Source organism: Seonamhaeicola sp. ABD4_175, assembly GCF_056160885.1.
This window is the reverse complement of record NZ_JBSWYC010000002.1, coordinates 693,501-716,038: the sequence shown is the minus strand read 5'-3', so window position 1 is coordinate 716,038 and position 22,538 is coordinate 693,501. Positions and strand designations below refer to the sequence as shown.

Here is a 22,538-nt window from a genome sequence, read left to right as displayed (position 1 = left end):
TTTCAACATTTATAATTTATAAATGCGAAACGCTTTTACGCTTAAAATGAAATAAACTACTTTTTAAATAGTGGGTCTGTTCCAATAGTACCCACTAAGCTTTCTAAATACGCATTAGTTTTTGCGTTTTCATATAACTTTTTAGTGGTTTCTAATTTGTTATTAATGTTCATTTCTTCTACTAATTTGCTATTATTAGGTTCAGATATAAAGGTTTCTAAGTATGTAATTTGAGATTGGTAGTACGCTAAATCTTTTTGTTGTTTAATTTTTAAGCGTTCTTTATACCAATTACTATTTAAAACATAATCTCTTGTAAAGTATTTTCGTAATTCTGGGTTGCTAATATCTTTACCTTCATAATTGCCGTAAGCCATAATGTGTAATAGTATTTTTAGTGGTGGTATAGCTGCTTCAACGCTACCATCTTCAAAATAATTTAAGGCTACTTTTTGTTGTGCTTCAACTATGTTATTAATACCATCAACGTAGTCTTCCATTCCTTGTAATTCTGGTTTTAACATACGTTCACTAAATACAGCGGTAGGTTCATCAAAAATTCTATTTAAACATAATAAATCGAATTTTCTTGTTATTCTGTAACCTAGTCTGCTTGCTAATACCTTTTTGCCTTGGTATTCAAAATCTTCAAGTTTTTCTAAAGAACCATTGGCAATTAAGTTTTTAGGATCTCTATCTGCAGGTGTCATTCTTGCCCAAATTTCGGGTATTAATAAACTCACATCGTGGTCTATTTTATTTTCGGCACCCACATATCCTGCAGCGGTACTAAAGCCGTTAGATTCTGTTAAAATATGTGATAGAAGCGCGTTATTTAAATCTGTAGTTGGTGTAAGCATATTAAAAGGTGCTTTAGTAAGCGCTCCTTCAGAACCCGCTCCGGTTGTTGAAGGAGACTTACCTGTTAAACTACAAACAAAATCCATAAACAATTCTGGTGTTTCTTGGTAGTGAATAGGGTTGTAAACAGCTAGTGGTCTAATACCAGCTTCTTTATCAACCGGATTGTTTCTTCTACCCGGTAACACCGCATTTACAACATGTATTACTGGGTCTTGTGGCTTAACTTTACGGTGTAAGCGCACGCCAATATCTGCAATGTATGATGCTTCTGTTTCGTTAAAAAACCTGTTAGGTTCTAGGTAACGAGGGTTTTTTGTTGGTAAACCATCTTCAATAATTCTTGGGTGCGATGGTAGTACAAACTGTATATTCTCATCTTCACTATTAACAATTTCTAAAATGAAATCTTTAACAGGTTGTGTGTATTTATCGTAATTTATTGTGTCTTCATAAATGGCAATGGCATCTTTTTTAGTTAACATTTCGTAATTGGTTAAAAATCTGCCATTTGAAATAATATCTAATTCAGCACCTTTATCATAACCTCTTACAATGGCCTCATCTGGTCTTTGGAAAAGGTGTGCTTCACAGTTAGTAAGCACTTTAAAGCTTTGATTGTTATACTCCGGATTTAAGTTTTTAAACTGATTTCTAGGAAGCGTTATTGATGCTGAAATATCATCTTCAGTTTGAATTTTTTCACTTGCTGAAAAATCAGATCGTAGTTTATTTAACATCCAATTGCCTTGTTGATTAAAACCAATACGTACGTAACTACCAACTACAGGTGTGTTGTTGTAAATTAATTTGGTGCCTTTTACGCCGTTTATAATTTCAACAGTCATCATGTCTTTCCAATTTAAATCGGCACCATGTGCTTGCCTAAATAAACGTTTAACAAAAAGCACTAAAGAGCGTACGTGAACAGGTATATTTTTTAACCACTCATTAAATTCATCAGAGTTTTCTTCAGAAGGTGTTAGTAATTTAACCACTGAACCTAATGTGCGTTTTTCACTTAAGAATGAACGTGATTTTGGGCGGTTAGGGTCTTTTACTTTCCATCTAGTTGAATAATCAAACTCTATAATTTCATCGGCCTTTTTAAAGTCTTCTTCAATATCATGAATGTTGAAAGAGCTATACGTAATGGCGTTTTGCATAGATTTTGAAATCTCTGATTTACCACCACCAGATACTGTACAGGGTTTGTGGCAAAATACACCTTCAGGGTATGTTTCAACCATACGCCATAAATTTATTGACGGGTGTTTTTCTAAACGTAATTTATTACCCGATGGGTGCACGTAGGTTTTAAACGGCGATAATGTTAATTTTTGTTTTTTGCCATTATGTTTCCAGCTAATATTATTTTTATTTATGTTGAAGTAAGCCGTTTCAGGTACATAAATAACGTTTGGGTATTTTTTATCTATGGCATAATTTCCTGGTTTTACCTCAATTTTATCAGCTAAAAGAGATTTAACATCTTCAAAGGTGTGGTCTAATCCATAGTTATCAATATAATCTTGTCCGTTAACGGTATCACCCATAATACGTCTTGCATAAGCAATAGCACCACCAGCATGCTCTTCTTCAACTAAGCCATAAAGATTAGCAGAGTAGCTTATTTGGGTTTTTATTTCTTTTTTTGAGTAGCCGTAGTAATTATCAGCAATAAGTGTAACTACAACACCGCGTTCATCTCTACAGGTTAATTTAAAGGCGCCGCCATCATTATAAAGTTCATTTTCATCTTGGTAGCACATACCGTCTTTACGTTGGCGCTCGGTAGCATCATTGTAATGTGGTAGCCCAACATCTTTCTTTTTTAAAGATTTTAAATGTGGTGCTAAAATTATACATCCTGTGTGGCCTGTCCAATGTTCTGTATCTAAAGCTGCATCATTGTGCGCTAAACTTGGGTCTCCGGCATTACCAAAAATGTTTTCAACAAAATCTAAATTACTTACTAAGTTACCTGGAGCAAAAAAGCGTACTTCTAATGATTTTTCTTCAATAACACCTTTTACTTCTGGGCAAACAACGGGTCTTAATAACATAGACACCATTACTTTAGCTTGCTCTTTTTGTAATGATGTAAATGGTAGAGCTTTTAAATTATCGGGTGCATTAAATGCCGCATTAATAAAGTGAGCAAAAACAATTTTTGGAACTTCTTTTTTGTCTAAAGGTACAGGTAATGGGCCTTCAACAATGTGGAATGTGCCTTTTGTTGTTCGCTTATCATGTAAAGGATTATTTAAAATACCTTGTTTAAGCCTTTTAGATGTTACTAAATCACTTACAAAAGAGTTGCCGTTTGCAGGTAAACTAGCTTCTCTTGCTTGTCCTTTTTTAGAAAGTATAAGCGTATCATTTGGTAACTTGTATGTTTTATTAAAAGGGATGTCTTTTAAATAATCATCTATAAAGTTTTGAATTCTTGCATCAGCAGGAGAAAGATGGTTTGCTAGAAGTCTGGACTTCTCTCTTATACTCATTATTAATCCGGTAGTTAACTCATCAAATTTAGGGTCGCTAAACGTTTCTTTACTACCTTCGTCATCTTTAAAAGTTGGTTGCCCAATAGCAGCTAACTTTAAATTTATAGATTGAACAATGTCTTTTCGTAATTTTTCCATAAGTTCTAACTTTACTAACTGTATGCAGTTGGTTATTGTGTTAACAAAGTTAGATTTAGAACTTCTGAAAAAAACTGTCAAAAGTCATATTCACCAGAGATTTTTTACTAAAACGATGTAGTGAGTTTGTTGATTTCTAAATGAAATACGTGTTTATTTAAAGGCATTTAAACCAGTAACATCTAGCCCAGTAATTAGTAAATGAATATCGTGTGTGCCTTCATAAGTAATAACACTTTCAAGGTTCATCATATGGCGCATAATAGAAAATTCACCCGAAATACCCATGCCACCTAACATTTGGCGGGCTTCTCTAGCAATATTTAAAGCCATGGCAACATTGTTGCGTTTTGCCATAGAAATTTGAGCAGAAGTTGCTTTGCCGTTATTTTTTAAAACACCCAAACGCCATGCTAAAAGCTGCGCTTTAGTAATTTCTGTAATCATTTCAGCTAGTTTTTTTTGTTGTAACTGAAATTGCCCAATAGGCTTGCCAAATTGTACGCGCTCTTTGCTGTAGCGTAAAGCAGTATTGTAGCAATCCATAGCAGCGCCAATAGCACCCCAAGCAATACCGTAACGGGCAGAATCTAAGCACCCTAATGGTGCGCCTAACCCTGATTTATTAGGTAATAAATTTTCTTTAGGTACTTTTACATTATCAAAAATAAGTTCGCCAGTAGCACTTGCGCGTAAAGACCATTTGTTGTGTGTTTCTGGTGTAGAAAAGCCTTCCATACCGCGTTCTACAATAAGGCCATGAATTCTGCCTTCTTCATTTTTAGCCCATACTACAGCTACTTGCGCAAAAGGTGCATTGCTAATCCACATTTTAGCGCCGTTAAGTAAATAATGGTTGCCCATATCTTTAAAATTAGTAACCATACCACCAGGGTTGCTACCATGGTCGGGTTCTGTTAAACCAAAGCACCCCATCCATTCACCACTAGCAAGTTTGGGTAAATATTTTTTTCGTTGTGCTTCGTTACCGTATTTCCAAATGGGATACATAACTAATGATGATTGTACCGAAGCCGTACTACGCACACCAGAGTCACCACGTTCAATTTCTTGCATGATGAGGCCATAACTAATTTGATCTAAACCAGCGCCACCATATTCCATTGGAATGTATGGGCCAAAAGCGCCAATACTGGCTAAGCCATTAATAATTTGTGTGGGAAATTTTGCTTTTTGGGCATAATCTTCAATTATTGGAGATACATCACGTTTTACCCAGTCTCTGGCAGCATTACGTACTAATTTATGTTCTTCGGAAAGGAGCTCGTCTAAATTATAATAGTCTGGAGCTTCGAATAAATCTGGCTTCATAATTTGATATTATTCAGTTTAAAATCAAATTTATTGAAAATAATTTAAAGAAAACAGGTTTATTTGTGAAGTATTTAATTTTGAAACTAAAGCATGAAGGCTAATGATGTATTAGTGAGTTGGCTTTAATAAATCACATTTTAAGATAAAATTCTTTTGTTAATTCAATGTATTCTGGTGTGTATTCGTGTCTTTCTGTTTCAATAGTTAATTCATTTATTGAAACATTGCTTTTTGTAAAAGAACATTCAATTAAACTGCGTTTTATGTCAGATGTTTTGTTACCTTTTACACGTAATATTTTGTTTGGATAAAGCTTAAAATTTTTAGCCAAGGTTATAAATTTTTCCTCTTCTTTAAAAGGAATAACCACACAAAAAGTGCCGTTTCTTGATAGTAATTTTACGCTACAATTTAGTAAATGGTGAAATGGCAAAGCGTCTTGAAAACGAGCAATGTCTCTTGAGGTATTTTCGGTTTTAAAGTCTTCAGAATAAAAAGGCGGATTTGATATAATGAGGTCATATTCATCATCAATTTCTTCAGCAAATTCCTCTAATGACGCGTGATAGCAAAATAAACGATCACCCCATGGAGATTGCTCAAAATTATCAACACATTGCTCGTAAGCATCGGCATCAATTTCAATAGCATCAATAACTTCAGCATTGCTTCGTTGTGCTAGCATAAGCGCAATAATACCAGTGCCAGCACCAATATCTAACACGGCAAAAGGTTGTTTTTTTATACTAGCCCAAGCACCAAGTAAAACTCCATCTGTGCCAATTTTCATGGCGCATTTGTTTTGATTTATTGTAAACTGTTTGAAACTAAAGGGTTTTTGAGCCATTTTTGTGTTTTTTGTAAGCACAATAGTAAAGAATTATTGTTGATTGTTGAAAACATTTGTTAAAACTTTATACTTTAAAAATCGAAACAGAGTTGTTAATACGTATATTTAAAAACGAAAAATTTTTTGGGATTTGAAACAGACAGATTACATTGTAGAGAAGCTAAACGACTTAGTTATTTTAAATGAAGAAATTGAAAACGCTTATAATAAAGCTAGTAAAGACCTAAAATTTACAGATAATATAGCTTTTAGTAAAAAAAGTGCTGCACAGCGCAATAAGTTTATTCAAGCATTAAAGAAGGAATTAAAACGTTTTGATGAAAACAACGAGATGCAAATTGTTTTAAAAAGACGTTTTCATTTAATTAGAACTAATTTTAAGCAACAAGTTAAAATGGGTAGTGACTTAGATTTTTTATCTAAAGTTTATGCAAATGAGTTGTTGTGTGTTGCTAAATATGATGAATTGTTGTCTCAAATAAATTTACCACTATCACTTTGTAGAGCTTTACTAAAACAGCGTGATATTGTACAGGCAAGAATACATTTAATTGAAAGAGGAGAGCCTATAATGGCGGCACTTTAGTTATTGTAAGTATAAATCTATTAAACCTTCGGGGGTTTCTACAATAATAGTTTTATTTGTTCTGTTTACCTCTATAATAAATTCATCATTCATTGGTATTAATACCTCGGTGCCATTGCGGTCTATTTCAAAAAGGGCTTGCGCTGTAGCGTCATTTATTGCTTTTAATGTGCCAACATTTCCAAAGTTTTTATCGGTTATAGTAAAACCAATAACTTCATGAAAATAAAATTTATTACCTTCTAATTTTGGTAACATTTCTAGAGGTAAAAACAGGTTGGTTTTCATTATGGCGTCGGCATCGGCCTCGGTATCTACATCTTCAAATTTAATGCGTAGTAAATCAGATTTGTGTAATTGCGATTTTTCTATAAAAAAAGGGACAAGATTATTTTTTAGGTCTATAAAAATAGCGTCTAAGTTTTCGTAAATGTCTGGTTGGTCTGTATCAAGTTTTGCCAACACTTCGCCTTTAAAGCTATATTTCTTTACAATTTTTCCTAAGTAAAAACAATTGTCTTTTTTCATAGAAAAGGTAATCTTTTTCTATTTCCGCGCATACGGAAATATTTTTTTTAGAAATTTATTATTGGTTTAGATTCTCACTTTCGTGGGAATAAAAAAACTCCGATACGTTGTACCGGAGTTTAAAAGTATAAAAAATTAATTTTTATTCTTCTTCGTTTGTAGCTTCAGCTTCGGTAGCAGCCTCTTCAGTAGCTTCCTCAGTTTCTTCAACTACTGGTGCAGCAGCAGCAATTCTTGCTTCGTTAACAGCTTTTTCAGCAGCTAATGCATCAGCTTTCGCTTTTGCTTCAGCTTCAGATAAACCATCGGCTTTTGCTTGAATTTTAGCAGCTTTTTCTTCTAACCAGGCATTGAATTTTGCTTCAGCTTGCTCTTCAGTTAAAGCACCTTTTTTTACACCACCTGCTAAATGATTTTTTAATAATGCACCTTTGTAAGATAATAATCCTTTAGCGGTATCTGTTGGTTGTGCACCGTTTTGTAACCATTTTACTGCACCATCAACATCTAAATCAACAGTTGCAGGGTTTGTGTTAGGGTTGTAAACACCTAATTTCTCTAAGTATCTACCATCTCTTTTTGCGCGCGAATCTGCAGCAACAATCCAGTAAAAAGGTTTTCCTTTTTTACCGTGTCTTTGTAATCTAATTTTAACTGGCATAATTATTAATTATTTGAGGTTCCCGACCTCGGGTTATTAATGAGGGCGCAAAGATACTCTAATATTTTTAATTTTCAAGCATTTAGCTAAAATATTAAGCAAACTGGCGATGGTGTTTTAACATCGTACAAAAAGTTGAGGTTGCCATTGGTTTTGTTTACTTTAAATACCGAAATATTATGACTTTTTTGGTTTGCTACTAAAACATAATTGCCATTAGGACTTAAGGTGAAGTTTCTTGGCCAGTTACCATGAACAGGCACGTTTTTAATATGTTTTATTTTGCCATTTTTTGGGTTTCTTTCAAAAATAGCTATAGTATTTTGTCCACGGTTTGAGCCATATAAAAAGCGTTCGTTGTTAGATAAATGAATATCTGCACAGTTGTTTTTTTCATTAAAATCTTTTGGAAGTGTAGAAACGGTTTCAACAAGTTTAAAGCCTTTTTTAGTTTTTTTTGCTACGGTTATTGAGCTTGCTAGCTCATTTATAATGTAAACAAATTTTCCGTTTTTTGTAAAGGTGAAATGTCTTGGTCCTGGGTTTCCGGTTACGTTAACAATGGCGTTTTCTTTCAGTTTGTAAATATTATTATTGTTATCACCTTTTTGTAATTTATATTGAGACACAGCGTTTTTGCCCAAATAAGCTACGTAAAGTTCATCTTCATTAAAAAAAGCTGAATGCGCTCTTGAGGTTTTATTTTCAGAATTTTTATTAAAAACTTGAGAAGCTTCACCTAACATACCATCAGAATCTATTGGTAAAATAGCCGCAGTGCCACCACCATAATTAGAAACAACGGCCTTATTACCTGCAGTGTTTACAGCAATATGGCAAGCGCCTTTACCTTCGCTTTTAACGCGGGTTAGTAATGATAATTTATAATTGGGTTCTATTTTGTAAGAAGAAACAAAACCGTTTTTATGAGCAGCATAAAGGTGGGTTTTATTTGGTGATAACGCTAAAAATGATGGGTCGTCTGTAGCAATAGCTAAATTAATTACGCCCATTTTTCCTGTTTCTTCATTAAATGTTGTGTGGTAAATACCTTGGCTGCCATCATTTGTAAATGTGCCTATATACAAAGGTGTTTCTTGCGCAAGTAATTGCAAGCTGGCTAATATTAATATGAATGTTAAGTAATTAAATTTCATTGTTTTTTTAGTTGCTGGTTTTCAAAAATACGCTATTAATAGTCGTTACAGCAATATTTTGAGTTGTTAAATTGTATTAAAATTCTGCTAAACAGTGTTAAACGTTTTTTATTGGCTATTTTACTTTGTAGTTTTAAATAAGTTTGATGTGAAACAATACGCATCATAAAAGAAATTATTGAAATTTAAAATGTAATTGAATTATGGAGTATGTTGATAAAGTTTCTAACGGATTAAACGAGTTATTATTAAAAAATCATCACACGCAAAAAGGCTATTTAAATGCTATTGAAAATGTTGAAGACAGCAGACTTAAGTTGTTTTTTAAGCGTTGTGTAGATGATAAAAATAAATTTGATGCGCAACTAAAAAATGAAATTAAAAATTTTGGTAAACAACCTGAAAACACGGGTAGTTTTGCTGAAACTCTTAATAGGAATTGGTTAAATTTAAAAACCATTTTTAGTAACAATACAGAGCTTTTAGTTTTAGAAGAGGCTATTAAAGAAGAGAAAGCCAACCTTAATAAGTACGAAGATTTTTTAAAAAACAACAAATTACCCAATAGCACTAACAATGTTTTACAAGAACACAAAACATCAATTAAAAATGTTATTGATACAGAACGGTCTTACCTTAAAATTATGATTTAAACTAAACTGTTAATACGTTCTTAAAGGTATTTTAAACCTTGTTAAATAGCTTGACATAAGCTTTGTAAAGCCTTATATTTACAATAGATGTGAAACAATAAGCATCTCAAAAAAAATTATTGAAATTTAAAATGATAAGATTAGAATTATGAAGTACACTGAAGAAATTTCAAATAAGTTAAATGAACTTTTAGTAAAAAATTACGACGCCGAAAAAGGGTATTTAAATGCAGCTAAAAATGTAGAAAGTACCAATTTGAGAATCTTTTTTAAACGAAGAGCTACAGAGCGCAGCGAGTTTGCTAAACAAATAAGAACAGAAATTTTAAATTATGGTGAAGAGCCTAAAGAAACAGGAAGTTTTAAAGGCACAATGCATAGAAATTGGATGAGCTTAAAATCTTTATTTTCATCAAACGACGAAGAAGCTATTTTACAAGAAGCCATTCGTGGTGAAGAAGCCAGTTTAAAAGAGTATAACGAAATAATAAAAGAAAGAACATTACCACCAAGTATTGATGCTATGTTATTTAATCAAAAAAATGCCATACAAGCAGCAATCAATACCGAAAAGGTGCATGAAGAGTTAGTTTCATAAATTAGTTGGTTAGTTAGTTTGAAAAAGCGCAATCTACGCAATGTAGGTTGCGTTTTTTATTTGTTTAAAACTCATAACAAGTTCCTGTTGAAAAAGCCGAAATTCTGCGTATTTTTATAAACTCGTTTTTTTAAACATTAGCTGCTCAAACATATTATAAATTTAAACGTATGTACTTAATTTTTGATACTGAAACTACCGGATTACCAAAACGTTGGGATGCACCCATTACCGATGTTGATAATTGGCCAAGGTGTATACAAATTGCATGGCAATTACATGATGCTTTGGGCAATTGTATTGAAAGTCAAGACTATTTAGTACAACCCGATGGATTTAATATCCCGTACGATGCCGAAAAAATTCACGGTATTTCTACCGAGTTAGCAGCAGAACAAGGTGTGCCGCTATCCGAAGTTTTAGAAAAATTCAACATAGCTTTAAGTAAAACCAAATTTGTAGTTGGGCAAAATGTAAAGTTCGATTTAAACATTATGGGCGCCGAATTTGTTCGTGAAAATGTTACCAACGCATTACAAGAATTACCGGTTTTAGATACCTGTACCGAGCATACGGCACAACTGTGTAAAATTCCGGGTGGCCGTGGTGGTAAATTTAAATTACCAACCCTAACCGAGTTGCACGAGTTTTTATTTAACGAGCCTTTTGCCGAAGCGCATAATGCAACTGCCGATGTAGAGGCAACAACACGTTGTTTTTTAGAGCTTGTACGTTTGCAAGAATACACCAAGGAGCAACTTGATGTAGAGCCCGATTATTTTAAAAATTTCAAAGAAGCCAATCCGCAAGAAATTCAGCTTATAGGTTTAAAACACATAAACCTAAAAAAGGAAAGTGCTAAAATTAGAGCTAAGCTTCAAAAAAACGAAGAACCTCAAATATCTTCCGAAGAAATAAAACAAAACATTTCCGAATTAAAGGAAGTAGATTTTGTACACCTTCATAACCACTCACAATTCTCGGTATTACAGTCAACCATAAGTATTCCAGATTTAGTTTCGGCTGCAGCATCACACAATATGCCAGCAGTAGCCTTAACCGATCACGGAAACATGATGGGTGCATTTCATTTTATAAATGCAATAAATAACAAAAATAAGAGCATAAAAGAAGCTATTGAGGCTGCAGAAGAAAAAGGAGAAATCACAGATAAAAAATTAATAAAACCCATAATTGGTTGCGAGTTTTTTGTTTGTGAAGACCATAAAGATAAAACCCGAAAAGATAACGGTTACCAAATTGTTTTAATAGCTAAAAATAAAAACGGTTATCACAATTTAGCAAAACTATCTTCGCATGCTTTTGTTGATGGATTTTATTACGTACCGCGAATTGATAAAAAACTTATTGAACTATACAAAGAAGACATTATTGTTTTAACAGGTAACCTTTACGGAGAAGTGCCAAGTAAAGTATTAAATATTGGCGAAAATCAAGCCGAAGAAGCCCTTATTTGGTGGAAACAACAATTTGGCAACGATTTGTATGTTGAAATTATGCGCCATAATCAAGAAGATGAAAATCGTGTAAACGATACCTTGGTTAAATTAGCACGTAAACACAATGTAAAATTAGTAGCCACCAATAACACGTATTATCAAAAACAAACCGATGCCAATGCACACGATATTTTATTGTGTGTAAAAGATGGCGAAAAGCAAGCCACACCAATAGGTCGCGGTCGCGGGTATCGTTATGGTTTACCAAATCAGGAGTATTATTTTAAGTCTTCTGATGAGATGAAGGCGCTATTTAAAGATTTGCCTGATGCCATTGCCAATACCGAAGACATTGTAAATAAAATTGAAGCTTTCCAGTTAGCACGCGATGTATTATTACCTGCATTTGATATACCAGACGAATTTAAACACGATGAAGATTTAGTAGATGGAGGGAAACGTGGTGAAAATGCGTATTTACGTCATTTAGTTTACGAAGGCGCAAAAAAACGTTACGGCGAACCGCTAACCGAAGATGTTACTGAACGCCTCGATTTTGAGTTAAGCGTTATAGAAAACACAGGCTACCCAGGATATTTCTTAATTGTTGAAGATTTTATTCGTGAAGCTAGAAATATGGATGTATCGGTGGGGCCAGGGCGTGGTTCAGCTGCAGGTTCGGTAGCAGCATATTGTTTATGGATAACCAACATAGACCCCATGAAGTACGATTTGCTTTTTGAGCGTTTCTTAAACCCAGATCGTATTAGTATGCCCGATATCGATATCGATTTTGATGATGAAGGCCGAAGTAGGGTAATGGACTATGTTATTGAAAAATACGGCGCCAACCAAGTAGCGCAAATTATTACTTACGGTACTATGGCAGCAAAATCCAGTATTCGTGATACTGCACGTGTGCTAGATTTACCGTTGTTTGATGCCGATAGAATTGCTAAACTAATTCCAAACATGTCTAAACTAAATAAAATTTTTGGTTTAGATGAAAAAGCTTTGGCAGGTAAATTTAGAGCTGAAGAACTAGAAAAAGTAAACGAACTTTTAAATATTTCTGAAGGAAGTGGTCTTGAAGCAGAAACTGTAAATACTGCTAGAATGTTGGAAGGTTCGGTGCGTAACACCGGTATTCATGCCTGTGGTGTAATTATTACACCAGACGATATTACTAAGTTTGTGCCTGTTTCGCTTGCAAAAGATTCCGATTTATATGTAACTCAGTTTGATAACTCTGTAGTAGAATCGGCAGGATTACTAAAAATGGATTTCTTAGGGTTAAAAACATTAACCTTAATTAAAGACACCGTTAAAATTGTAAAGGCAAGACACAATGTTCAATTAGATCCAGAAAGTTTTCCTTTAGATGATGAAAAAACATATGAGTTATTCCAGCGCGGTGAAACCGTTGGGGTGTTTCAGTACGAATCTCCAGGAATGCAAAAACACCTTCGAGATTTAAAACCTACGGTGTTTGAAGATTTAATAGCCATGAACGCCTTGTATCGCCCTGGGCCAATGGAATATATTCCAAGTTTCGTTCGAAGAAAACATGGCGACGAAGAAATTGAGTACGATTTACCGGCCATGGAAGAATACCTAAAGGAAACTTACGGTATTACGGTATATCAAGAGCAGGTAATGTTACTATCGCAAAAACTAGCCGATTTTACCAAAGGTGAAGCCGATATTTTGCGTAAAGCCATGGGTAAAAAGCAAATTGCGGTACTCGATAAAATGAAACCTAAGTTTATTGAGCAGGCTACTGCAAATGGGCACGATGCTAAAATATTAGAAAAAGTTTGGAAAGATTGGGAAGCCTTTGCTAGTTACGCCTTCAACAAATCGCACTCCACATGTTATGCGTGGATTGCTTACCAAACGGCTTACTTAAAAGCGCATTATCCTGCCGAATATATGGCAGCAGTACTGTCTAATAACATGAACGACATTAAAACCATTACATTTTTTATGGAAGAGTGTAAACGAATGAAGCTAGATGTTCTTGGGCCCAGTGTAAACGAAAGTTATTATAAATTCTCGGTAAATAACGATGGTGCGGTTCGTTTTGGTATGGGCGCTATAAAAGGAGTAGGCCATGGTGCGGTAATGACAATTGTTGATAATAGAAAAGAAGATGGCCCGTATAAATCTATTTTCGATTTGGCAAAACGCATCGATTTACGAGCAGCAAACAAAAAAGCTTTCGAGAATTTAGCCTATGCAGGTGGTTTCGATTGTTTTACAGATACGCATAGAGCACAGTATTTTCATAAAGAAAGCGATTTAACCTTTTTAGAAATGGTTATTAAATACGCTCAAAAACATAAGGAAAACGAAAATTCAGCACAAGTAAGTTTGTTTGGTGAAGCTAGCGATGTTCAAATTGCAGAACCCACAATTCCGCCTTGTGAAGATTGGGGAACCATGGAAAAGCTTTCTAAAGAGCGCGAAGTGGTTGGTATTTATATTTCTGGGCATCCGTTGGATGATTTTAAAACAGAAATGAAAACCTTCTGTAATGCTACCGTTGGCATGTTTAATAATTTAGAACCCTACGTTAATAGAGAATTGGTGTTTGGTGGTGTTGTTACCGATGTACAACATCGTGTAAGTAAACAGGGTAAAGGTTGGGGTATGTTTACTATTGAAGATTACACCGATAGTTTCGAATTCAGAATTTTTGGCGAAGATTATTTAAAGTTTAGGCACTTTTTAATGGTAAATAGTTTTGTGTTTGTTAAGGCCTTTGTTCGTGAAGGTTGGACTAATAAAGATACTGGTAAAAAAAGCGACCCACGTATACAGTTTAATAGTTTTCAGTTGTTGCATGATGTTATGGAGCAGTATGCTAAAAAACTATCGCTTCAACTTAATATAAACGATTTAAAAGAAGATACTATTACTAAAATTCAAGATTTATTAAGCATGCATCCTGGTAATCATGCTTTAAATTTTATAGTGTATGATGCTAAGGATAAGATTAAGCTGAATATGCCAAGTAGAAAACAAAAAGTACGTGTTTGCCAAGAATTAATTTCAGAATTAGAATCGCAACATATTCATTATAAATTGAATTAAGTAAATTGCAGAAATTTTTTTTAATAAACCCAAATAATAACGATATAAACAAAACAAATTGTTAGTTTGTAAGCTTCGGCGTTTTTTTTGACTAATTTTGTAATTAAATAATTAGATAACATTTAAAAATATATATTATGGCATTAGAAATAACAGATGCAACATTTGAAGAAACAGTATTAAAAAGTGACAAACCTGTATTAGTAGATTTTTGGGCTGCTTGGTGCGGGCCATGTAGAATGGTAGGACCAATTATTGAAGAAATAAGCGGTGAGTACGAAGGTAAAGCTGTTGTTGGTAAAGTTGATGTAGATGCTAACCAAGAGTTTGCTGCTAAATACGGTGTGCGTAACATACCTACGGTTTTAGTATTTAAAAACGGTGAGGTTGTAGATAGAAAAGTAGGTGTAGCTCCTAAAAACTCATACACTGAGGCTATAGAAGCAGCATTATAATAAATTATAGAAAAAGAAAATGGTTAAGGTTTGCTGTAATGGCAAACCTTTTTTTATTTTAGAGTAATTTTTAAATCAAGAAACATTATAAACAATGAGCAAAAAAGGTAAAGTACAAGATGCTATAGATGCCAAATTAATAGAAGAACGAAAAGTATTTTTATGGGGGCAGGTTGATGATGATTCAGCCAAACATGTTATAGATCGTTTAATGTATTTAGATGCTTTAGAAACAGCTACCATTCATTTATATATTAATAGTCCAGGAGGTTACGTAACGTCAGGTTTTGCTATTTATGATTGTATAAAATCCCTGAAAAGTAGCGTGTCTACTATATGCACTGGTTTTGCTGCGTCAATGGGTTCAATAATTTTATCGGCAGGTGAAAAAGGTAAACGTTTTATACAACCGCATGCTCGTGTAATGATTCATCAACCAAGTGGTGGTGCTCGTGGGCAAGCTAGTGATATTGAAATTACTGCCAAAGAAATTATTTTAACTAAAGAGTTAAGTGCCCAAATACTAGCCGATAATTGTGGGCAAGCTTTTGAAAAAGTAATGAAAGACTTTAATAGAGACCATTGGATGGGTGCCAATGAATCTGTTGAATACGGAATAGTTGATGCTGTTTTAAAGTAGTATTATACTAAATGGATATTCGCAAAGAGTTAAATAAAGCCGAAGGTTTTAAGCATATTGGGCTGCTTGCAAAACAAGTAGTTGAAGGCTTTGTTGCGGGTATGCATAAAAGTCCGTTTCATGGGTTTTCATCAGAGTTTGCAGAACACAAAATTTATAATAGGGGAGAAAGTACGCGCCATATAGATTGGAAGCTATTTGCAAAAACCGATAAGCTTTATACCAAGCGTTATGATGATGAAACCAATTTACGTTGCCACATTATTTTAGATAATAGTAGCTCAATGCATTATCCTGAAATGACGCAATTTTCAATAAACAAGTTGAACAAAATAGCGTTTTCAGCACTTGCCGCAGCCGCATTAATGCAAATGCTAAAAAAACAACGTGATGCCGTTGGTTTAAGTATTTATAGTGATGCTTATAATTTTTATGCCCAAGAAAAAGGCAGCGAGCGTCATCATCAAATGCTATTAAATGCTTTAAGCGAAACCGTCATTAAAAAACCTTTAAATAAGCAAACCGAAACATACACTTATTTACATGAAATAGCAGAGAAAATTCATAGGCGCTCTATGATTTTTTTATTTACAGACATGTTTCAAACAAATGAAGATGAAACTAAAGTGTTTGAGGCACTAAGGCATTTAAAATATAATAAGCACGAAGTAATATTATTTCATGTTTTTGATAAAGAAAAAGAATTTGCCTTTAATTTTGATAACACACCAAAGCGTTTTATAGATGTTGAAACAGGCGAATATATAAATTTGTATGCCGATAATGTAAAAGAAAACTATTTGCAAAGGGTAAAAGCATATTTTACAGCATTAAAATTAAAATGCGCGCAATACAAAATAAAATATGTAGAAGCCGATATTAACGATAGTTTCAACCATATATTAACAACTTATATGGTAGAGAGGCAAAAATTCATATAGTAGTTAAAAGCCTTATAAACAGTGCGTTTTTGTGTAATGCATATGCGTCAGAAATTTTTTTTTAAAAAAACATAAAAAAAGATTTGCGATATTGAAAAAGCCTTGTATATTTGCATCCGCAATCATGCAACGGTCTGGTAGTTCAGCTGGTTAGAATATCTGCCTGTCACGCAGGGGGTCGCGGGTTCGAGTCCCGTCCAGACCGCAAAAATTGCTAAAAAGCCTTAAGACTCTTAAGGCTTTTTTGGCATTTTAAAGATGTTGTGTTGTTTTATCTCAATATAAATTGAGGTAAAAAGGTTGAGATACTGGAGCAGTTCAGTATTTTACCAATGGAAAGCTTTCCTTTTTTCATTATTGAAAATTGGGATGCTTTTTTGTTTAAACACTATATAAAAAAAATGAGCTAATTAAAGCTCATTTTGAATACCTAATATTGTTGGGGAATATTAAGGAATTACAATAAATTTAAAACCATCACCTTCAGAAAAGTAAAGGCTTTTATGGTTTTTCTTAAACCATTTTTTCCATTCTTTAGCCGATTCAAATGATTCATTAGTGTACCTTTTTAAGATACGTTTAGCCATTTCTGTGCGGTCTTTATTAACAAGCATAGTAATAGCGGTTTCTAAAATTTTAATATTGTTATTCGCTATTCCTAAAGCTTTAGCATCTTCATCTACATCACTCCAATATGTGTATCTTTCATTAGGAATTGGGTAAAAATAATCCATATTTTCAATATAATAATTCTCATACATAGCCCAATTTTCTCCAAACTTGTCCTTTAACTTTTGTGGCTCATGCCTAATAGTCCAAATTCTTGTATGTTTTTCTATAGGCATTCTTAACATCATATTTTCTAGTTGTGAGAGTTCTTCACCAGCATCTTTCTTTTCTTGTAGTTTTGCTTTGTTTTCTTTTCTTTTATCTAGGTCTTTGTTAACATAATGCAACCATGCAGCAGAACCTTCATCAGAAACCGTCCATTGGCTTTCTCTAAGATATTCTCTTAAAGGCATTCTTTTTATTTTTTTAGTAATCTGCTTTGTTCCTTTAAAAGGTGCTATATAGTGAATAGCATTTATAAAAGCTAGTTTAGCACTCTCTGTTAAATATTCTGGTGCTGCAGCAAAACCCCAATGTAAAAAATTTGCATGACGCCCAATAGCAGTAGCTTCTACACCTTTAGAGTTGTTACCTCCAGAAATCCATTCGGCATCTATACCATTGTCAAAAGCGTAACCTGTAGAAACTAAACCTACAGGCATTCCTTTTCCTTCGGTATATCCTTCGGTTTGTACTCGCCACATTTGCATTGTTTCTTCTAAATTTCTGCCTCCATATCTTGCCTTGTAGTTAGCAGGTGTTTCTATGGTCTCATAGGCTACGCTTACTTTGTTAGGTGTGTTAAAAATAGGGTGATCTAATTTCATACCATGAGCATGAGCATCTAAACATAAACATAAATGGTCAATTTTTAAATCTCTTCCTTCTCCAATATATGCAGATGGTTCCCCAATCATTATTGTTGCAGCGTTATAGTTTTCTGTTAAAAACTTTCTGGTTGTATAGCCTGTTATTTCTCCATTTTCATCTTTTGTATAGCCTCCTGCAAAATGCTTTAAGTACGCATCAATAATGGTAACATCATAATCAGATGCCATTTCTTCTTTAAATTCATCACCATATACTACTGTAACAGAATTAAAATATTGGCCAATAAAATTTTTAAAATCGTTTGCTCTAGTTTTTCGTAATGCAACTTTACGTTCTATGTTACTAGATATTCTTTTTTCTCTATCTGTTAATGGTTTGTCTGGGTTTGTACCTACATATAATATTTTTAAATTAGACTTTTGTGTTTGACTATAGCCTGTAGGCACTAAAGCTATCATAATAATGATAAGCAAAATTTTATGTAGTGAATTTTTCATTCCTTAATTTTTTATAGTTAATAAAACGTCTTTTTGTGTAGGTGGTAAACAAATATTGGCATTACAGGTTTGATAAAACAATCCGCATGTAATTGTATTTGTGTTGTTGTAATTAGCCCCTATTTTTATAGATTGCTTAAACTGAATTTTACCGGTGTACACATATAACTCTCCTTTTCCTGGATAAGCCTTAATAGTTGGGGTTTGAAGTTCACCTATACTATTAATACCCTCAGGAAGTTTTAATTCTATTTTAGATTGTATATATGGATCTTGTGGAGATACATAGGCATAAATATGATAGCCCTCTAAAATTGTTGCATTAAAAATTAATGTTTTAACTGTAGGGTCTTCTGTAGAAACAATATTTGCATTAACTTTCACAGGATCTACAGGTGTAGGCGCATCAAACTCATTACCTCTAGTTTGTGCAACAATTGTGCAGTTAATAGCAACAAAAGCTATAAATACCATAAAATGTTTTATACGCATAATTTTTGTTATTAATTAGCTTTTAAGTAACTCTTCAAGCATTTTAAAGGCTTCTTCTCCGCTACCAACAAATCTTTTAATTATTTTTCCTCTTCTGTCTATTATAAACTTCGTAGGAAACCCTTGTACGTTAAACCTGTTTACAAAATTGTCTGGTGTATTTTTCTTATCACTCATTAATTGCATCCAACCGTAATTATTTTTATTTACAAAGGCTTCTATTTTTTCTTTTGTATCTCCAGAGTTAATACCAACAACTACTAAATTATCTTTATGTTTTTCTTGAAACTCTTTTACTTCAGGCATTTCTGCAACGCAAGGACCACACCATATACCCCAAAAATCTATAAGAACATACTTACCTTTTAGGCTGTTAATGTCAAAAATTTCACCATTTAAAGTTGCATTGGTTTTTATGCTTGGTACAGGAGAACCATCTGCAGTTTCTTTAATACCCTGTACTCTTGTTGCAACATCTTTATAATCTTTATAAGCAGCTAAATCTGTAGATAATACGCTAAATAGTTCTTCTGCTTGCTCATTAGTAACTTGGGTACGCAACATTAAATCGTTTAAATACCAAGCAGAAGCTAAAGCATTAGGGTTATTTTTTATATGATTAACTAGAGCATCTATAGATTTTTTAGAAATAGCTTCTGACTTTTTATTAATCTCTTCTTTTTTAGCTTTATCATCAGTATAGGTGCTTTCTACTGCTAAATTACCCATCTCATTATACATTGGGTACATAAGTTTGTTAACTTTAGCTAAACCATCATTAAAAGCATCACCGCTTGGGTAGGCATCAAAATAATCTTTTGCTTCGCCTTTAATTGTGATATTTGCACCTGGCGATGCATATACCATTATAGAAGCACATTTAACAGGAAAATAACCTCTACCGCCTTTTGGTATTTTTGATAGTTTTTTGTCAGGACCATTAAACTTAGGAAACACCCTTATTAAAGCAACTTTAGAAACGTTTGTTGTTAATTTAAATTTACCATTAGTAACTATAATAGAATCTGAAGGTGTTGTTCTGGTATACTCTTTATCTGGATGTCTAAAATATAAATTTCCTTTTAAGCCCTTAATCTCACCTGTAATTGTAAAAGTATTATCTTTATTTTGAGCGTTGTTTTTATTAAAGCTTATAAGCGCTATAAAGCAAACAAATAGTATTTTGTGTATTTTTTTCATAGTATATATTGTTAAGTTTAAGACTTAAATAATTCTTTAAGTTTTGTAGCTAATTCTTCTTTTGTAGGGTTTCTAAGTATAATTTTTAGGTTACTATCTAGTAAATAAGTAGTTGGTAAAAAAGGAACACCATAGGCATCAGCTACATCTCCATTTCTTCCTATAGATTTTTTATTTACATCAAAAACATGCAACCAAGGCGTTTGGTCTTTTTGTATAGCATCTCTCCAATTTTTGTCTTTATCACCAGTAGCCACACCTACAACCTCAAAACCTTCACTTTTATAGGTGTTATAAACCTTTTTTAACTTAGGGAAAGAAGCTCTGCAAGGTACACACCAGCTAGCCCAAAAATCTACTAATATATATTTAGCCTTAACATTAGACAGGGTTAAGTCATCTCCAGATACTGTTTTTAAGGTAAAATCTGGAGCCGTAGCACCTGCAACAAACTTTTCTACATAATCTTCATAGGTTTTTTTAATGAAATTAAAAGCACTAGACTTTACAGCATCACCTTTAAAAAGGTTATATACTGTTTTCATTTCTTCTCTAGACATCATAATTTCACTAAATGAAACTCCCATTATTTTAGGTCCAATTGGTGATGTAGGGTTGTTTTTTACAAAGTTTGTTTTAAACGTCTTAAGCTCTTCCTGTTGCTGTTTTTCTAAGGGCTCTAAAGCTTCCATTTTTTGCTTTACTTTATCCATTAAAGCAGCGTCTTTAGACTGTTTTGCGGCCATAACCATTTCTCTAAACCCTTTAAAAGCACCGTATTTATCTTGATTTTTAATGCTATCCATTTTTTGTAATTGTAGCTTGTAAAAATCTTGAGTTTTAGATCCTGTTACTTTGGCAGCATTGTATCCACTTGTTGCTTCAGAACTTAATACATCTATATCAATGGCAATTTTACTGTTTTCTAGATAAAAATATGCGCTAGTTTTTGTACCAATATGTACACCTACCATATCTACATTAGCCACTTTACCAGTAAACTTAAATGTGCCATTAGTAATTGTAGTACTATCAATAGTAATTAAAGGATCGGTAAATAATGATGGTGTGCTTTTAAGTTTTACCCAAGTACCATCTTCTGCTCCTTTAACATTACCTGTAATTGTATATCCGTTTGGTGCATTATTGGTTTTACAACTCATACAAAACAGACAACTAATAAGCAGTAATCCTGATAATTTTAATATAGTGCTTTTCATAATTCTACTACTTTATTAATGACCAAATAGCGCTTTAAGTTTAGCATCTAACTCTTCTTTGGTTGGGTTTCTTAATACAATAGTGTTATTAGCATCTACTAAAAATGTAGTTGGTAAATGAGGAACGCCATAAGCTTTTGCTATTGCTCCATAGGATGCTCTTCCATTTTTTACAGGTGAAGTATCAAATACATGTAACCACGGCGTTTGGTCTTCTTTAATAGCTTTACGCCATTTATCTTCAACATCTGCAGTACCTATACCAATAATTTCAAAACCATCATTTTTATATTCTTTTCTTAATTCTTTTAAATGAGGAAAAGAATTTCTACATGGCACACACCAGCTTGCCCAAAAATCTACCAATTTATATTTGGCATTTATTTTAGATAACGTAAGGTTATTTTTTTCTAAATTTTTAAGTGTAAAATCTGGTGCTGTATTACCAACACCTAAGTTTTCAAAATTATCTTTATAAACCTTTGTAATATAGTTTTTAAAAAATGATGTTTTACGGGCATCACCTGTAAATAAATTGTAATATTCTTTTAGTTGATCTTTACTCATTCTGCCTTCAGAATACTGAAACCCTAAAATATGTACAGCAACAGGAGAACTAGGATTTGCTTTTACATAATTAAACTTAGTATTGGTATACCTTTCACTTTGTTCTAACATTAATGGTCTTAGTTCTTTTTGAAGCGCCGATACTTTATCCATATCTTTTTGATTTTTGCTTTTTTTAGCTGCAATAACCAAATTTCTAAGAGAGTCTAAAACCTTATACTTAGGGTCTTTAAAAACAGCTTTTGCTTTCTGATCTATTTTTGTGTACTCATCATGTGTTTTTGAACCGGATACTGTAGAAGTGAATCGCCAATCGTTTTCTTTTACATCAGACCAATTTATAGTTATTTCTATTGGACTATTTTCTAAAAAGAAACTACTACTTTTATCATTAATAACTAAGCTAACCATATCTGGGTGTTCTACTTTTCCTGTAAGTTTAAATTCACCATTAGCTATTTCTGTACTATTTATTGTTTTTAACTTAGAGCGGTCTCTATTTCCTTCTTCTACAATTTTTACTGTACCAGAACTTAAGCCTTTAATGGTACCTGTAATAGTGTAACCAGTAATAGTTTCTTGTGCATTTGGCTTGTTTTTACATGCAAAAAATATAGCAGCCACTAAGCATATTAAAATACTTTTTTTCATAA

At 33.2% G+C, this 22,538-nt stretch carries 18 protein-coding genes and 1 tRNA gene; 8 read left to right on the top strand and 11 right to left on the bottom strand.

Going from position 1 to position 22,538, the window contains the following annotated elements; translation table 11 throughout:
• Nucleotides 1-56 precede the first annotated feature (56 nt).
• From ACXAG4_RS09465 to ACXAG4_RS09455, 3 genes are all read right to left on the bottom strand, one after another.
• On the bottom strand, nucleotides 57-3,509 hold the full coding sequence (locus ACXAG4_RS09465; RefSeq protein WP_475295834.1) for a PPi-type phosphoenolpyruvate carboxykinase family protein: 3,453 nt from the start codon (nucleotides 3,507-3,509) through the stop codon (nucleotides 57-59).
• A gap of 153 nt (nucleotides 3,510-3,662) precedes the next feature.
• Nucleotides 3,663-4,841, bottom strand: coding sequence for an acyl-CoA dehydrogenase family protein (locus ACXAG4_RS09460; protein WP_475295833.1), 1,179 nt, complete (start codon nucleotides 4,839-4,841; stop codon nucleotides 3,663-3,665).
• Nucleotides 4,842-4,974: 133 nt separating this feature from the next.
• A complete protein-coding gene (locus ACXAG4_RS09455) occupies nucleotides 4,975-5,691 on the bottom strand; it encodes a tRNA1(Val) (adenine(37)-N6)-methyltransferase (RefSeq protein WP_475295832.1) in 717 nt (238 codons plus the stop codon).
• 133 nt (nucleotides 5,692-5,824) lie between these two features.
• Between ACXAG4_RS09455 and ACXAG4_RS09450 the strand changes: the two genes are divergently transcribed.
• Nucleotides 5,825-6,280: a hypothetical protein gene (locus ACXAG4_RS09450; protein ID WP_475295831.1), complete on the top strand. Its 456-nt coding sequence runs from the start codon at nucleotides 5,825-5,827 to the stop codon at nucleotides 6,278-6,280.
• On the opposite strand, the gene rimM is transcribed toward ACXAG4_RS09450, so the two are convergent.
• The 3 genes from rimM to ACXAG4_RS09435 all read right to left on the bottom strand — a co-directional run bounded on the left by rimM (nucleotide 6,281) and on the right by ACXAG4_RS09435 (nucleotide 8,626).
• Entirely contained in the window at nucleotides 6,281-6,808 is a 528-nt protein-coding gene (gene rimM / locus ACXAG4_RS09445) for a ribosome maturation factor RimM (RefSeq protein WP_475295830.1), read from the bottom strand.
• A 142-nt stretch (nucleotides 6,809-6,950) separates the two neighbouring features.
• Nucleotides 6,951-7,469, bottom strand: a complete 519-nt coding sequence (locus ACXAG4_RS09440) for a 30S ribosomal protein S16 (protein ID WP_475295829.1) — start codon at nucleotides 7,467-7,469, stop codon at nucleotides 6,951-6,953.
• Between the two features lie 86 nt (nucleotides 7,470-7,555).
• A complete protein-coding gene (locus tag ACXAG4_RS09435) occupies nucleotides 7,556-8,626 on the bottom strand; it encodes a lactonase family protein (protein ID WP_475295828.1) in 1,071 nt (356 codons plus the stop codon).
• A 203-nt stretch (nucleotides 8,627-8,829) separates the two neighbouring features.
• Here ACXAG4_RS09435 and ACXAG4_RS09430 point away from each other — a divergent pair, with 203 nt between their 5' ends.
• The 7 genes from ACXAG4_RS09430 to ACXAG4_RS09400 all read left to right on the top strand — a co-directional run bounded on the left by ACXAG4_RS09430 (nucleotide 8,830) and on the right by ACXAG4_RS09400 (nucleotide 16,674).
• Entirely contained in the window at nucleotides 8,830-9,279 is a 450-nt protein-coding gene (locus ACXAG4_RS09430; protein ID WP_475295827.1) for a ferritin-like domain-containing protein, read from the top strand.
• 148 nt (nucleotides 9,280-9,427) lie between these two features.
• Nucleotides 9,428-9,877, top strand: a complete 450-nt coding sequence (locus ACXAG4_RS09425; RefSeq protein WP_475295826.1) for a ferritin-like domain-containing protein — start codon at nucleotides 9,428-9,430, stop codon at nucleotides 9,875-9,877.
• Between the two features lie 170 nt (nucleotides 9,878-10,047).
• Nucleotides 10,048-14,433: a DNA polymerase III subunit alpha gene (gene dnaE, locus ACXAG4_RS09420; RefSeq protein ID WP_475295825.1), complete on the top strand. Its 4,386-nt coding sequence runs from the start codon at nucleotides 10,048-10,050 to the stop codon at nucleotides 14,431-14,433.
• Nucleotides 14,434-14,570: 137 nt separating this feature from the next.
• Nucleotides 14,571-14,888 carry a thioredoxin gene (gene trxA, locus ACXAG4_RS09415; protein ID WP_475295824.1) on the top strand — a complete coding sequence of 106 codons (318 nt, stop codon included), beginning with the start codon at nucleotides 14,571-14,573 and terminating at the stop codon, nucleotides 14,886-14,888.
• Between the two features lie 94 nt (nucleotides 14,889-14,982).
• Nucleotides 14,983-15,528, top strand: coding sequence for a ClpP family protease (locus tag ACXAG4_RS09410; RefSeq protein WP_475295823.1), 546 nt, complete (start codon nucleotides 14,983-14,985; stop codon nucleotides 15,526-15,528).
• Nucleotides 15,529-15,539: 11 nt separating this feature from the next.
• Nucleotides 15,540-16,469, top strand: coding sequence for a DUF58 domain-containing protein (locus tag ACXAG4_RS09405; protein ID WP_475295822.1), 930 nt, complete (start codon nucleotides 15,540-15,542; stop codon nucleotides 16,467-16,469).
• Between the two features lie 131 nt (nucleotides 16,470-16,600).
• Nucleotides 16,601-16,674: transfer RNA gene (locus tag ACXAG4_RS09400), tRNA-Asp, on the top strand.
• A gap of 244 nt (nucleotides 16,675-16,918) precedes the next feature.
• Here the strand turns inward: ACXAG4_RS09400 and ACXAG4_RS09395 are convergent.
• From ACXAG4_RS09395 to ACXAG4_RS09375, 5 genes are read right to left on the bottom strand one after another with little or no spacing between them, the layout of a single operon-like run.
• Nucleotides 16,919-18,406: a hypothetical protein gene (locus tag ACXAG4_RS09395; RefSeq protein ID WP_475295821.1), complete on the bottom strand. Its 1,488-nt coding sequence runs from the start codon at nucleotides 18,404-18,406 to the stop codon at nucleotides 16,919-16,921.
• A 3-nt stretch (nucleotides 18,407-18,409) separates the two neighbouring features.
• Nucleotides 18,410-18,898 (bottom strand): protein-disulfide reductase DsbD domain-containing protein, encoded by a 489-nt coding sequence (locus ACXAG4_RS09390; RefSeq protein ID WP_475295820.1) that lies wholly within the window; start codon nucleotides 18,896-18,898, stop codon nucleotides 18,410-18,412.
• A gap of 15 nt (nucleotides 18,899-18,913) precedes the next feature.
• Nucleotides 18,914-20,098 (bottom strand): redoxin family protein, encoded by a 1,185-nt coding sequence (locus ACXAG4_RS09385; RefSeq protein WP_475295819.1) that lies wholly within the window; start codon nucleotides 20,096-20,098, stop codon nucleotides 18,914-18,916.
• 17 nt (nucleotides 20,099-20,115) lie between these two features.
• The gene (locus ACXAG4_RS09380) at nucleotides 20,116-21,318 is read right to left on the bottom strand and encodes a DUF4369 domain-containing protein (protein ID WP_475295818.1); all 1,203 of its coding nucleotides are present in this window, start codon (nucleotides 21,316-21,318) and stop codon (nucleotides 20,116-20,118) included.
• A 15-nt stretch (nucleotides 21,319-21,333) separates the two neighbouring features.
• The gene (locus ACXAG4_RS09375) at nucleotides 21,334-22,536 is read right to left on the bottom strand and encodes a DUF4369 domain-containing protein (RefSeq protein WP_475295817.1); all 1,203 of its coding nucleotides are present in this window, start codon (nucleotides 22,534-22,536) and stop codon (nucleotides 21,334-21,336) included.
• Nucleotides 22,537-22,538: the final 2 nt, after the last annotated feature.

Bases quoted from the DNA above. Each gene is read 5' to 3' on its own strand.
- ACXAG4_RS09440 (WP_475295829.1), bottom strand. From the start codon at position 7,469: ATGCCAGTTAAAATTAGATTACAAAGACACGGTAAAAAAGGAAAACCT.
- ACXAG4_RS09405 (WP_475295822.1), top strand. From the start codon at position 15,540: ATGGATATTCGCAAAGAGTTAAATAAAGCCGAAGGTTTTAAGCATATT.
- ACXAG4_RS09430 (WP_475295827.1), top strand. From the start codon at position 8,830: ATGGAGTATGTTGATAAAGTTTCTAACGGATTAAACGAGTTATTATTA.
- ACXAG4_RS09435 (WP_475295828.1), bottom strand. From the start codon at position 8,626: ATGAAATTTAATTACTTAACATTCATATTAATATTAGCCAGCTTGCAA.
- ACXAG4_RS09465 (WP_475295834.1), bottom strand. From the start codon at position 3,509: ATGGAAAAATTACGAAAAGACATTGTTCAATCTATAAATTTAAAGTTA.
- ACXAG4_RS09375 (WP_475295817.1), bottom strand. From the start codon at position 22,536: ATGAAAAAAAGTATTTTAATATGCTTAGTGGCTGCTATATTTTTTGCA.
- ACXAG4_RS09455 (WP_475295832.1), bottom strand. From the start codon at position 5,691: ATGGCTCAAAAACCCTTTAGTTTCAAACAGTTTACAATAAATCAAAAC.
- ACXAG4_RS09410 (WP_475295823.1), top strand. From the start codon at position 14,983: ATGAGCAAAAAAGGTAAAGTACAAGATGCTATAGATGCCAAATTAATA.
- ACXAG4_RS09460 (WP_475295833.1), bottom strand. From the start codon at position 4,841: ATGAAGCCAGATTTATTCGAAGCTCCAGACTATTATAATTTAGACGAG.
- ACXAG4_RS09380 (WP_475295818.1), bottom strand. From the start codon at position 21,318: ATGAAAAGCACTATATTAAAATTATCAGGATTACTGCTTATTAGTTGT.
- ACXAG4_RS09390 (WP_475295820.1), bottom strand. From the start codon at position 18,898: ATGCGTATAAAACATTTTATGGTATTTATAGCTTTTGTTGCTATTAAC.
- ACXAG4_RS09385 (WP_475295819.1), bottom strand. From the start codon at position 20,098: ATGAAAAAAATACACAAAATACTATTTGTTTGCTTTATAGCGCTTATA.
- trxA (WP_475295824.1), top strand. From the start codon at position 14,571: ATGGCATTAGAAATAACAGATGCAACATTTGAAGAAACAGTATTAAAA.
- dnaE (WP_475295825.1), top strand. From the start codon at position 10,048: ATGTACTTAATTTTTGATACTGAAACTACCGGATTACCAAAACGTTGG.
- ACXAG4_RS09395 (WP_475295821.1), bottom strand. From the start codon at position 18,406: ATGAAAAATTCACTACATAAAATTTTGCTTATCATTATTATGATAGCT.
- rimM (WP_475295830.1), bottom strand. From the start codon at position 6,808: ATGAAAAAAGACAATTGTTTTTACTTAGGAAAAATTGTAAAGAAATAT.
- ACXAG4_RS09425 (WP_475295826.1), top strand. From the start codon at position 9,428: ATGAAGTACACTGAAGAAATTTCAAATAAGTTAAATGAACTTTTAGTA.